At 33.6% G+C, this 13,769-nt stretch carries 11 protein-coding genes; 1 reads left to right on the top strand and 10 read right to left on the bottom strand.

Annotated elements, in window-relative coordinates:
- Positions 1-69 precede the first annotated feature (69 nt).
- The 10 genes from dnaI to BMX09_RS01295 all read right to left on the bottom strand — a co-directional run bounded on the left by dnaI (position 70) and on the right by BMX09_RS01295 (position 11,949).
- Positions 70-993, bottom strand: a complete 924-nt coding sequence (gene dnaI, locus BMX09_RS01250) for a primosomal protein DnaI (RefSeq protein ID WP_089745836.1) — start codon at positions 991-993, stop codon at positions 70-72.
- A 2-nt stretch (positions 994-995) separates the two neighbouring features.
- Positions 996-2,441, bottom strand: a complete 1,446-nt coding sequence (locus BMX09_RS01255; protein ID WP_089745838.1) for a replication initiation and membrane attachment family protein — start codon at positions 2,439-2,441, stop codon at positions 996-998.
- A 12-nt stretch (positions 2,442-2,453) separates the two neighbouring features.
- A complete protein-coding gene (gene nrdR, locus BMX09_RS01260) occupies positions 2,454-2,924 on the bottom strand; it encodes a transcriptional regulator NrdR (protein WP_089745840.1) in 471 nt (156 codons plus the stop codon).
- 58 nt (positions 2,925-2,982) lie between these two features.
- Entirely contained in the window at positions 2,983-3,576 is a 594-nt protein-coding gene (coaE, locus tag BMX09_RS01265; RefSeq protein ID WP_089745842.1) for a dephospho-CoA kinase, read from the bottom strand.
- Between the two features lie 130 nt (positions 3,577-3,706).
- Positions 3,707-4,531 carry a DNA-formamidopyrimidine glycosylase gene (gene mutM, locus BMX09_RS01270; protein WP_089745844.1) on the bottom strand — a complete coding sequence of 275 codons (825 nt, stop codon included), beginning with the start codon at positions 4,529-4,531 and terminating at the stop codon, positions 3,707-3,709.
- 30 nt (positions 4,532-4,561) lie between these two features.
- On the bottom strand, positions 4,562-7,213 hold the full coding sequence (gene polA / locus BMX09_RS01275; RefSeq protein WP_089745847.1) for a DNA polymerase I: 2,652 nt from the start codon (positions 7,211-7,213) through the stop codon (positions 4,562-4,564).
- A gap of 148 nt (positions 7,214-7,361) precedes the next feature.
- Positions 7,362-8,384 (bottom strand): DNA polymerase III subunit delta, encoded by a 1,023-nt coding sequence (gene holA, locus BMX09_RS01280; RefSeq protein WP_089745849.1) that lies wholly within the window; start codon positions 8,382-8,384, stop codon positions 7,362-7,364.
- Positions 8,385-8,521: 137 nt separating this feature from the next.
- Complete coding sequence (locus tag BMX09_RS01285) at positions 8,522-9,871, bottom strand: uracil-xanthine permease family protein (RefSeq protein WP_089745851.1); 1,350 nt, start codon at positions 9,869-9,871, stop codon at positions 8,522-8,524.
- Positions 9,872-10,097: 226 nt separating this feature from the next.
- Entirely contained in the window at positions 10,098-11,273 is a 1,176-nt protein-coding gene (locus BMX09_RS10365) for a 3D domain-containing protein (protein WP_143054358.1), read from the bottom strand.
- A gap of 184 nt (positions 11,274-11,457) precedes the next feature.
- Positions 11,458-11,949, bottom strand: a complete 492-nt coding sequence (locus BMX09_RS01295) for a nucleoside 2-deoxyribosyltransferase (protein WP_089745855.1) — start codon at positions 11,947-11,949, stop codon at positions 11,458-11,460.
- 175 nt (positions 11,950-12,124) lie between these two features.
- Between BMX09_RS01295 and BMX09_RS01300 the strand changes: the two genes are divergently transcribed.
- Positions 12,125-13,750, top strand: coding sequence for an ABC-F family ATP-binding cassette domain-containing protein (locus tag BMX09_RS01300; RefSeq protein WP_089745857.1), 1,626 nt, complete (start codon positions 12,125-12,127; stop codon positions 13,748-13,750).
- Positions 13,751-13,769: the final 19 nt, after the last annotated feature.

Consider the following 13,769-nt stretch of genomic DNA (forward strand, 5'->3'; position numbering starts at 1 on the left):
TAGTTTCTAGCTAATAAGATACTAATTATTTTTGATATTGTATAGTAATATCTTTGGTTATTTGACATTTTATTTTGGTCGTCTATTTTCACCTGTTAATTCCATTTCACGCGCTAAAAAGCGAACTCGCTCCATTAATCGTTTAGCTTTTAATGGTTCATCATCGCCTCGTTGTGATACGCGAAAGTGTTCTTCTAATTCTTTCATAGTAAAGTTCGAACTAAAGAAAGTTGGTAATTCTTGCAACATACGATACTGTAAAATAACACCTAAAACTTCATCTCTAAACCATACTGAACTTGATTCAGCTCCAATATCATCTAACATTAAAATATCGGCTTTTTTAATGATTTCTATTTTTTCAGCAACATCACCAGTTCCGATGGCTTGCTTCATTTCCATACTAAAACTTGGCACATGTAATAAAGTCGTAATAAAACCGTTTTTTGCTAATTCATTAGCCATGGCACCTAGTAAAAAGGTCTTACCTACTCCAAAGGTTCCTGATAAATATAAACCTTGATGGAATGTTTTAGGTTCTTTGGTCATTAATTCAGTTAATTCTACAGCTTCAGCAACAATCATTGCACGTTGCTCGGTAATATCTACTTCAGCAAAGGTAGCTTCAGCGATATTTTTTGGCATATTCAAAGCGTGTAAACGTCTCTTAATCGATTTTTCTTTTTGTTGACGCATAAATTCCGCTGTTGGACGATAAATCACATCCACAAAACCAACATTCATTTGTAAAACTGGTTCTAATCCAGGACTTGATACCGGCTTTCCATTAATACGAGCATCACGCTCTTTAATGAATTCATGAAACTTAGCGTAAGACTTTTCTAAAACATCTTGGGTAATTTCATCTTCATGAAGAAAAATAAATTGTTTGATATCTTCATCTGCCATAACTTTTTTAATGATTTGTTGGTATTTATCACGAAAATCTGAGTGATTGGTATGTTGTTTCATCATTTCTTTCACACTATCCATCTTTATCCCTCCTCAGGTTCCTTTTGACTAGATTTTAATTTGGCAATTTTTGCTTTTAAGGCTGCTACTTTTTCATCAGCTAATGGGGTATCTTTTGCTGTATTTTCATGTTTGGCCCATTCTGGTAATTTCTCAATGCGTGGTGGTTTTTGTTGATAGTTTCGTTTTGTGGTAACTTGTTTTACTTTTTGTTCACGCTTAATTTGTCCTTCTTTTTCACGTGTGCGCACTACAGTAACCGCATCTTCAGCAGTCTTTAATTGGCGTTGTCCCCAGTCATTGGCAATCGCATCCGCAAAGTTCTTAGTTAGACTAGTATTATCTTGAACGACTAAAATATAATGAATTAATATATTAATCACTTCACTTGGTAAGCCACTTAAGTCCACTAAATCACGTAATACTCTTTGCTCACTAGCAGCTACATATCCATGTCTTTGCTTTTTAATGCTTTCTAAAAATTCCATACAATTCATCTTTTTAGCTACTTTTACTAAAGAATATGCTGGATCAGAATAAGATAGATTAATTTTAAAGGCCTCGATATCATTAACTGTCGCTTGATTTTTTATTTTTTCAATCTTTTTAGCTTGTTGTTTGGATTTCTTTTGTGCTATTTTCTTTGTTTTTTGCAACTCTTCATAGGAATTAAGCATTAACTTCATCAATTCATCTGGATCGGTAATCCCCGTTGACAAATCTGTTGCATACATAATATAAGGCACCATATCTTCTTCTGATACACCATATTGTACATGTAAGGTTAGGATGACTCGTTTGACTTCTTCTGTTAAAAACTCTTTTGAGACAAATTGACTCTTCAATAATGAATATAATAATTCCCAATTAAACGTATCCTCTACTAGTTGTGGCACTTCTGCGTCACTACTATCCATTAAATGCTTATTACGATAGTGATCAACTTGGTAATCTGTTACATTAAATGGTGCAACAAAAACATCCGAAAAATTAGCCGTAACTTCTTGTGATTCATCATATTCTTTTGCAATAGAATACCGTCTTTGCAAAATAGCAAAACGTTGATGGCCAATTTGACTAATTAACAAACTTGATAATAACGGATCTCTAAAAAAACGATCCGGTGCAACTGGTGGTATCAGCTCTAATTTATAGTAATTACCATCTTCTTTTTGTAATTGATACGTCTTTAATAAACCAATTCCTTCTAAACGTGTCTTGGCTTCATAAAATTTAGCCATACCAATATTTAACACTGCTAACATATCACCAATACGAAACCACTCACTATAATAATTTGACGGACTAATTTCATAGAATAAAGTCGTATATAAAATTGTTGCTGTTTGCCCAATAAATGGTTGATATAAATGCGTTAAATAGCGCAAATCTAATTCAGTAATCCACTTAGGCTGCCAGATTTGTAAGGCATCTTTTGGGGTTAACTTACTCCATGCATATTCCATCATTAATAATCCTTCCTATTTCTTTTCTCCATCTTTATCCGTAGACATTTTTTCTAATTCTTTAATAAACATTGCTCGATCGGTAAATTGACGATAGACACTTGCAAATCGAATATAAGCCACATCATCAATTTTAGCTAAATGATCCATTACCATTTCTCCAATTAATGAACTAGATACCTCATTTTCACCATATTGATGAATATCATGTTCAATAATATTAACAATTTTTTCCATTTCTTCTAATGAAATAGGACGTTTTTCTGATGAGCGTACAATTCCGTTTAATAATTTTTCGCGATTAAATTCTTCTCTATTACCATTTCTTTTAATAATTAATAATGGTGTTTTTTCAATTCTTTCAAATGTTGTAAAACGATACTGACATTCTTCGCATTCACGGCGACGACGAATTGCACGACCTTCATCCGCCGGGCGACTGTCGATAACTTTCGATCCATTATGTTTACATCTTGGGCATAGCATTCTACTTCACTCCTTCTTCCACACTATTATGTGTATATTCTTTTATATTATAACATTTTTACAAAGTATTTTCGAGCAGCCATTTATCCACTTGTTGATAAGTTTTTTCTAAACTTTGGCTATTATCCACAACTCGATTGGCTAATAACTTTTTCTCATCTATTGGCATCTGTGAATGAATCCTACTTTTAGCTTCTTCTTGCGATAATTGATTTCGTTGCATTAAACGTGTTAATTGCAGTTTGGTAGGGATATAGACGACTAATACTTCATCGCACCATGTTTGGTAGTTCTCTTCAAATAATAAAGGGATATCTAATACTACTAACTGTTTATTCATTAGTTGATAATTTTCTATTTGCTTTTTCATTTCTACATCAATTAATGGGTGGACTATCTGATTGACTAATTGACGCTTTTCTTGATGATTAAAGATGATATTTCCCAGTTTAGCTCGATTAAGTTCTTTACTATCTGTTAAAATCTCTTCACCAAAAGCAGCTATTAATTGCTGTAACCCTATCGTATCTTTTTCAACAACTTGACGAGCAATCAGATCACAATCAATTACTGGAATATTTTTTGTTAATAAGTACTGACTAATGGTACTTTTCCCTGTAGCGATTCCGCCTGTTAATCCAACTATCTTCATTAGTTCCCTCCATTTTTTATAATAGTATGTCTATCATACAGCTTGACTCATTCTTTTTCAAATTATTAAAAATGTGGATAAGTTTTCAACTTGTTACAGCTTACTTGTTTATCCACATCCATATTATCGCTTATGATTGGCAATGTGGACAATAATGTGTACCACGTTGCGCAATTTTTGTTTTTTTTATGGGTTGTCCACAATCTACACAAGGATCTCCTTCGTGTCCATATACTCTTAATGATTGTTGAAAGTAACCTGGAGCACCAAATGAATTCTGATAACTTCTAATCGTACTTCCCCCTTGAGCTACTGCTTCTTCAATGACTTCTATAATATAATGATGTAATCTTTCGACTTCTTCTTTTGTTAAATCATTACACGCTCTATTTGGCATAATTTTAGCCCGAAATAAGACTTCATCAACATATATATTCCCTAGACCTGCGACTAATTTTTGGTTTAAAAGTGCAGGTTTAATCATTTGCTTTTTAGTTTGTAGTTGTTGATAAAAATCTTCCAATTTAAAACATTGCAATATCGGTTCGGGACCTAATCCTAAGCCGTTCACTTTATCTTTAATCATTGTAATCGGCACTAAGGTCATACGACCAAACTTCCTTACATCTAAATAGCGTAAAGAGCGCCCATCTGCTAATGTAAATACCACATGCGTATGCTTTTCTAAAGGGTCACTAGCTGGACACACCTTATATTTCCCTTCCATACGTAAATGGGAAATCATTGCCCAATGATCCATTAAAAATATTAAATACTTCCCACGACGCAGAATAGTATGAATTGTCTCGCCTACTAATGATTGCTTAAATTTTTCACTATCAAAAGGAGGTGTTATAATTCTATCCCAATAAACATCTACATCAATAATTGTCTGATCTTTAATCATCTCCAATAAACCACGACGAACTGTTTCAACTTCTGGTAATTCTGGCATGTAATCACTCCCTTTTACTAACTTTTTGCATTATTTCGCTTCATACCAACTTGAACCAAAATTCGAATCAACTTTTAATGGGACATGTAAACTAACAGCATTTTCCATTACTTCACTCACAAGACTTTGCATTAATTCTAATTCATCTTGTGGTACTTCAAAAATCAGTTCATCATGTACTTGTAATAACATTTTTGATTTTAATTGACGGGTTGTTAACTCATGATCAATCTCTAGCATCGCCATTTTTAAAATATCGGCAGCTGAACCTTGAATTGGTGAGTTCATCGCTGTACGTTCGGCAAATGAGCGCACATTAAAGTTACTTGAATGTAAATCTGGTAAGTAACGACGACGATTAAATAATGTTTCCACATAACCATCAAGTTTTGCTTGTTTAACGACATCTTCCATAAACTGTTTCACACCTGAATATTCTGTTAAATAACGATCAATAAATTCTTTAGCTTGTTTTCGACTAATATTTAAATTTTGTGATAAACCATAATCGCTAATGCCATAAACAATCCCGAAGTTAACAGCTTTAGCATCACGACGCATCTGACTAGTAACATCTTCTGCATGATCAATTCCAAAAATACGCATCGCTGTACTAGAGTGAATATCTGCACCTTCTTTAAAGGCTTCAATCATATGTTTATCTTCTGAAATATGCGCTAAGACACGTAACTCGATTTGTGAATAGTCACTGGATAAGATAACAGAATCCTTATTTTCTGGTAAAAAGGCATAACGAATTTTACGTCCTTCTTCCGTACGAATTGGAATATTTTGTAAATTAGGATCAGCAGAACTTAAGCGGCCTGTCTGTGTTAATGTTTGAATATAGCGGGTATGAATCTTGCCATCTGCTAAAATAAATTGCGTTAAGCCATCCACATAAGTTGATTTTAATTTTGCTAATTGACGATGCTCTAAAATATCATGAACAATTGGTGCTTGTGGTGCTAACTTTTCTAAGACGTCCACTGCTGTTGAATAACCGGTTTTCGTCTTTTTAATCACTGGTAAATTTAATTTTTCAAATAGAATCACGCCTAATTGTTTAGGAGATTTTACATTGAATTCTTCTCCAGCTTGTTCATAAATGCTTTGTTCTAATTCTTTTAAGCGCTCATCTAATGCTAGACCCATTTCTTCTAAGCGAGATTTATCAACAGAAATCCCTTCAATTTCCATACGAGCTAAGACATCTGCTAATGGTAATTCCATTGTTTCGTATAAATCTTTTTGATCAAAGTTAGCTAATTCTGCCAAAATAACTGGCCCTAATAATTGAAGCGCCTTTACTTTTTGAGCGATATGTCTTCCTAATACTTCTTTATCTTCAGGGACTTTTAATTTAGCGCCCTTTCCATATATTACTTCATCATAATTAACAAAATTCATTTGATGTTTAACGGCTATGTCGGCAATTTCTTTGACACTATCATTAGTATCTAATAAGTAAGATTCTAGTGAAATATCGTATTTTACCCCTTTTGGACGTAAACCATAACGTGCTAATAAGACTGTTATCGCTTTTAAATCAAAAACAGTCTTTTCAACTGCTTCATCTTCAACCCATGATTGGAACCACATTGAACTTGTCGCAATTTCTGGAGATGTTAAATATACTTTTTCTTCATTTCCGAAAGCTACTGCCACAATCTCTGCTAAATGATAATTTTCGGTAATGGTTTCTACATGAAGTGTCGTTGCTTTTTCCAGCATTTCCGGTGTTACTTCATCAACCCACACAAATTCAACTGGCTCTTCCTCTTCTGGTAACTCAATATCATCTGATTGTTTTAATAATTCTGTTTGAAAAGATTGGAAATTCATCTCTTTATAAAAATCCATTAATAATTGTGTGTCTTTTCCACGATAAATGGTATCTTCTAACGTAATCTCGATTGGGGCATCTTGGTGAATACGTGCTAATGTCTTACTTAAAAAGGCTGATTCTTTATCATTAATTAAGTTTTCTTTTAACTTACTTTTCTTCATTTCATCAATATGTTCATAAAGTTCTTCCACACTGCCATATTGGTGTAATAATTTTAAAGCGGTCTTTTCGCCGACTTTAGTAACTCCAGGATAATTATCAGATGAATCACCCATTAAACCCTTCAGATCAATAATCTGTTCCGGTGTTAAATTGAACTTCTCACGAATCACTTCTGGCGTATAAGTTGCTAATTCACTGACACCTTTTGTCGTAATTTCAACACGGATATTCTCTCCAGCTAATTGAATTAAATCCTTATCTCCCGAAACGACAACAACTTCATAACCGGCTTCACTACCCATACGTGCTAATGTCCCAATAATATCATCCGCTTCATAATTGGCTAATTTATAGTGACTAACGCCAAATGCATCTAATAACACTGGGAAATATGGCATTTGTTCTTGAAATTCTGAAGGCGTCTTTTTACGTCCACCTTTATAATCGCCATACATTGCAGTTCGGAAAGTCACCTTCCCTGCATCATAAGCTACTAACACATGGCTTGGCTGTTCTTTGTTCATAATACTTTCAAACATACGATGGAATGAAAATAATGCATTCGTATGCAACCCATTTTGGTTTTTAAAACTTTCTAAATTCATAATTGAATAGAATGCACGAAACGCTAAACTACTTCCATCAATTAATAATAATTTCTCTGCCATAATAATCCTCTTTCTATCACAATCTTATTTATCTTTTCTATCTTATAGTCAATTCTCTCTTCAGTATATCACAAAACAAGCTTTACAAAAAAACAAACTACCCACCCTATCAGTATGACACTACTAATCATGGTTGGTAGTTCGCTAACTTTTATGCACAAAATTGTAAAATAAATAATTCGAAATGAATATTTTTAATTCCTACACTTGTTTTTAAAGCTAATTCTGTTTCGATTAATTTTTTGTAATACATCTCTAACTGTTTAATTGAATATTTTTTTGCTTGTCGGCTGGCTAATTTGATGCGATAAGGATGAATCCCTAATACCTTTTGCATCTCACCTTCATGATGCCCTTGCTTCGTTAAATAACTAACTTGCAATAACAAACGGAATTGCCCCACTAAAATAGCGTTCATCTTAATAGGGTCTTCTTTTTGCAATAACATATCACGGTAAATTTCTAATGCTTTGGTAGCATCTTTTTTTAGAATCGCTTCAACTAATTCAAAAATATTTTCTTCTAAACTCTTAGCAATTAATTGATGAATCATCATTTCCGTAATCTCTTTTGACTCGCCTACTGATAAATATAATTTGTCCAATTCCTGCATAGCTCTTGTTAATGAGAAGTTCACTTTATGTAAAAATATATCTAAGACTTTTCGATCAATCTGATATCCTTTCTCAATAACTTGTTCCTTCACAACACTTCTCACACTATCTTCTTTTAATATCTTAGCATCAATTAATACCGCTTGTTTCTTTAATTGCTTAACAATTTTTTTACGTGAATCCAAACTGTCATACGGCGCCATAATCACGAGTACCGTACTCTCTAAAGGATTGGCTAAATAATCCGTAAATGCCTCTAAATCATGTTCTAATTTACTTTTATTTTTAGCAGTCGTTAAAAAATATGGCTTATCAATAAAGACCACACGATTGTCTCCAAAAAAAGGTGCGCTTTCCGCATCTTCTAATGCAACTTGTAAAAGTGTATCTTCCATATTATAAGAACCTATATTTAAATCACGATCAGCTTCATCAACAATTTCTTCTTGAAAAAACACTCTTGCCTTTTTTTGTAAAAAATGTTCTTCCCCCTGCACTAGGTACACTGGCGCCAAATGACCACTTTTAATCTCTGCTAATTGCTTATCAATTGTTACCATTTCTTGGCCCCTTTCTATCTAAAAGTCTCCTCTATTATACATTAAAAACACATAGAGTAACAGAATTTATCAAGATAGACACTAACAAAAAAAACGTAGCAACTATTCTATCTCGTTACTACGCTTTTATAGTGATTCTAATCTTCTGCTATCATATGATTTATTTCCATATTTTCAGGTAAAACTAAACTTAAAATAATCGATACCACAAAGACTACTGCTACTACATTTGAAGCAAAAATCGTCTGTACTAAAGGAGGGAAAATAGCCCAAATACCACTCTCACTAGCAGCAGTAAAGCCAATTCCTACTGATAACGCTAAAGCTACAATCGTAATATTTCTTTGAGTAAATTCACATTTGGCAATCATTTCAATACCTGATGTTACAATCATCCCAAACATCATAATCGTACAGCCACCTAAAACGGATTGCGGTACAGAAGCGAAAAAGTTCCCAACAACTGGTATTAACCCCGCTAAAATCATACATGCAGCCCCCGTCATAATAGTAAACCTATTGACTACTTTTGTCATAATCACTAAGCCAACATTTTGTGAAAAAGACGTCACCGGTGGACACCCAAATAATCCCGAAACTGCCGATAGATACCCATCACATGCTAAAGATCCAGCAATTTCTTGATCAGTGATATCTCGTTTTAATCCACCTGACACCATCGCTGAAGTATCCCCAATCGTCTCAGCAGCCGATACCATGAAGATAATACAAGTAGAAATAATAGCACCTGGATGAAACTCTGGTGTAAATGGTAAAAATTTTGGTAAAGCAAACCAACCATTTGCCGTTAATAAAGATAAATCTACTTTATGCATCGCCATCGCTACGATATAACCAACTACCAAACCTGCCAAAACCGCTAATTGCTTTAAATGACCTTTTACAAAAATACTCCATAATAAGCATACAGCTAAGGTAATTGCTCCTAATAATAAATTCTGTGCTGACCCAAAATCTTCTGCATATCCTCCCCCAAAAGATCTAGCACCTACTGTAAATAACGATAAACCAATAGAAGTTACCACCGTCGCAGCAACAATCGGAGTAATAATCTTACGCCAATAATTTGCCAAAAGACCTAAAGTTCCTTCAAAAATACCCCCTACAATAACAGCTCCCATAACAGCTGGATAACCATAATTAGCAGCAATTGTTCCTAAGACTGCCACAAAAGTAAAACTAACCCCCATCACAATCGGCAATTTAGAACCGATACGCCAGACTGGATATAACTGAATTAATGTTGCAATCCCTGCTACAAACATTGTATTTTGTAACAAACTTGCTAATTGACTAGCTTCCATTGCTGGTTGAACAGATACCGCAATAATGGATAAAGGAGCTAAATTAGCTACAAACATCGCTAAAATATGTTGCAAACCAAATGGAATAGCCTTCATCAATGGAACCTTACCATCCAGTTTATAAATATTATTGATACTTGCTTCACCTTTATTACTATTCATTTTCATCCTCCTATTATTGTTCGTATTTTCAAACAAAAGTCTTATTTGGTATCTTCTATTTTAGCCTCTTAAACTGTAAAAGTCAACGTTTTTTACTTTTTTATGAATGGATATCTATTTTAACACGAACGATTGCAAAAATACTGAAAAATTTATTCGTATTTTCAGAAATTTAATCCATAAAAAAAGACTAGATAGTCATTTCTATCTAATCTTTTATCATCAATCATGAAAATACTTTGATATTTAATTGTCTACGCCCGAATGCATGACAAGATGCTACATCTGGGAAATGTACATCAATACGATGCCCCTTAATAGCTCCCCCTGTATCTCCTGCAATCGCAATACCATATCCTGGAATTTCAACTATTGAGCCTAACGGAATAACACTTGGATCAACTGCTATAACCATTGGATTTTCACGTAAATCAATTCCTAATGCTGTATGATATGTTAATCCTGCTTCTTGATAAGAATAAGCTGTCGCCTCAACTGCTATCACTTTATAACCATCTTGACTTTCAATTGGCTTTGTTGGTTCTACTGGCTTAGCTGGTTCAGATGGCTTTTGAGAAGGTGTTGTTGGTTCAACGTGATCTTCTTTTGTACTCGATTCTTCTTTAGCCTTTACTTCTTCTTTTTCTGCTTTGACTTTTGCTTCCATCTCAGCTTGTTTTGCTTTTTCTGCTTCAACTTGTTCTTCTAAAGCTTTTTGGGCAGCTTCTTCTAAAGCTTTACGATTCTCTTCAGCAATTCGTTCTTCTTCAGCAATTCGTTCTTCTTCAGCTTTACGTTTCATTAATTCAGCAAAAACTGCTTTATTTTCACTTAAAACTGCTTGTAATTCATGAATTCCTGCTGTCATTGTCGCTTCTTCTTCTTTAGCTTTAGCTTGCTTTTCCATTAAAATTTGTTTGTTTTCTTCAACTGTTTTTTCCATTGTTTCTAAATTCGAAATATCATCAACTATCGTATTAATCGTTGTTTCCTCCGCATTAAATAATTGACCAATCACCATTAAACGATTCATGAAATCTGTAAAGTTTTCGGCATTGATTAATTGCATAACACCATTATGAGCAAAATTTGATACTTGCATAGATACTAAATGTTTTTTTAAAAAATCTTCTCGCTCATCAACCTTCATTTGTTGACTTGTGATTTCTGTTTGTAATTCATTTTGTTCAGCTAATAAATCTTCAATGTCTTTTGATAAGACTTCGCTAGCTAAACGATGCTCATTAATTTCGGCTAAAGCCGTTGAAATTTTATTTTCCAAAGCTTCTATCTGTGCTTCTTCTTGAGCTAGACTGTCTTCAGCATAAGCAACAGCATGATTAAAACTAACCATTCCAACTGTTGCCATCATAGCTACTAGTATATAGTTTATTTTTTTCATTTTATTCTCCACCATTATTAAATTTATTAGAATTGCTTATTTGATATTACTTTCTATATTCGTCTCATATTGTACCGAATCGATATCATCAATATGTATCAGTTATATTACAATTAGCTAACAATCTACTAGACATTAATAAAGCCGGTGAACTATCACCGGCAAATATGAGTTTATTCGTTTTTTATTTGTTTTTTTCTGCTGAATAACCTTTCAAAGCTTCTAATAATTCGTCTGATGATGAAACAATTTCACCGCGTAATTTAATTAATCCTGCTGTATATAAATTAACATATGGGAATTGTGATTCACAGACTTCTTGTAAAGCATCTAATTTTTGAGGATTATCTGCCCCTTTTTGGCGACTATCAGAAAATAATCCTAAAATAGGAATTCCCGCTTGATAAGCAATCCCAATCTCGCTTGCTACACCAGCATCAATCGTTACACCATCTAGGACTGCAATCATTAATTGACTTTCTAATAAAGCTTTTGTATCATATTGAGCTATCATTGTTGAGTCTGCATAAGCATTTTTATCATTAATTTCCATTTGTTCTTGCGGTACATAAATATCAAGATTCGGATATGCTTGGCGGATTTTGGTTACTAACATTGCATTAAAAGCTAATTCCATTTCAGAAAATAAAGGGCTAGCAAAATATACTTTTTTCATGATATCACTCCATGTCATTTTTCTTTTTTTAATAATTTAAAGATACCAAATTTCTAGATAGATTACAAACCCCTTCTTTTCTAATGATTTGTTTGAAATAATCGCTAATTCATTTCTATTTTAATAATTGTATGATAAAATTAAGCGGTAAATAAAGAATGAAAAGAGGAAAAAAATGTTAACTGTATCAAATGTAAGCTTATTATTTTCTGACCGTAAATTATTTGATGATGTAAATATCAAATTCACTCCAGGTAACTGTTATGGTGTTATTGGAGCAAATGGTGCCGGAAAATCTACTTTCTTAAAAATCTTATCAGGTGAAATTCAACCAACAACTGGTGATGTTATTTTAGATCCGCATGAACGTTTAACTGTTTTAAAACAAGACCACTTCGCTTTTGAAGATAAACGTGTTATCGAAACAGTAATTATGGGACACCAACAATTATATGCGATTATGCAAGAAAAAGACGCCATCTATATGAAACCTGATTTTTCAGATGAAGATGGTATCCGCGCTGCTGAATTAGAAGGTGAATTCGCTGAAATGAATGGTTGGGAAGCTGAATCAGACGCTTCACAATTATTACAAGGTTTAGGAATCACTGAAGACAAACACGATAAATTAATGAGTGAATTAATTGAAGCCGATAAAGTTAAAGTCTTACTTGCTCAAGCCTTATTTGGAAAACCAGATGTATTATTACTAGACGAACCTACGAATGGTTTGGACGCTAAATCAATTGCTTGGTTAGAAGAATTCTTAATCAACTTTGAAAATACGGTTATCGTCGTATCCCATGACCGTCACTTCTTAAATAAAGTATGTACTCATATGGCTGACGTTGACTTTGGTAAGATTAAATTATTCGTTGGTAACTATGACTTCTGGTTACAATCAAGCCAATTAGCTGCTAAAATGCAAGCTGACCAAAACGCTAAAAAAGAAGAGAAAATCAAAGAATTACAAGACTTTATCGCTCGTTTCTCTGCGAACGCTTCTAAATCAAAACAAGCAACTTCTCGTAAAAAAATGTTGGATAAAATCACTCTAGACGATATTCAACCTTCATCACGTAAATACCCATTCGTTGGATTTACTCCTGAGCGTGAAATTGGTAATGATTTATTATTAGTTGAAGGTTTATCTAAAACAATTGATGGCAAAGTAATTTTTGATAATGTTAGTTTCCAATTACGTAAAGACGATAAAGCTGCTTTCTTAAGTCGTTCAGATATCGCAATTACAACCTTATTCAAAATCTTAACTGGTGAAATGGAAGCTGATAGTGGTACATTCAAATGGGGTGTTACTACTTCACAAAGCTATTTACCAAAAGATATGGGGGATGAATTTAATAATTCTAACTTAAATATCCTAGAATGGTTACGTCAATATGCTCCAGCTGAAGAACAAGACAATACATTCTTACGTAGCTTCTTAGGCCGTATGTTATTCTCTGGTGAGGAAGTTATGAAAAACGTTGATGTGCTTTCTGGGGGAGAAAAAGTTCGTTGTATGTTATCTAAATTAATGCTTTCTAAAGCGAATGTATTAGTATTAGATGACCCAACTAACCACTTAGACTTAGAATCAATCACTGCCCTAAATGATGGTTTAATCGCCTTCAAAGGTTCATTATTATTCTCATCTCATGACCACGAGTTCATTCAAACAACTGCTAACCGTATTATCGAAATCGGACCAAATGGCGTTGTCGACCGTATGGGATCAACATATGATGAATTCTTAGAAAATGAAGAAGTTCAACAACGTGTTGAGGAATTATACAAATAAAACACTATAAGGTTGGACT

The organism is Granulicatella balaenopterae (assembly GCF_900111135.1).
Classification (GTDB): Bacteria; Bacillota; Bacilli; order Lactobacillales; family Aerococcaceae; genus Granulicatella; species Granulicatella balaenopterae.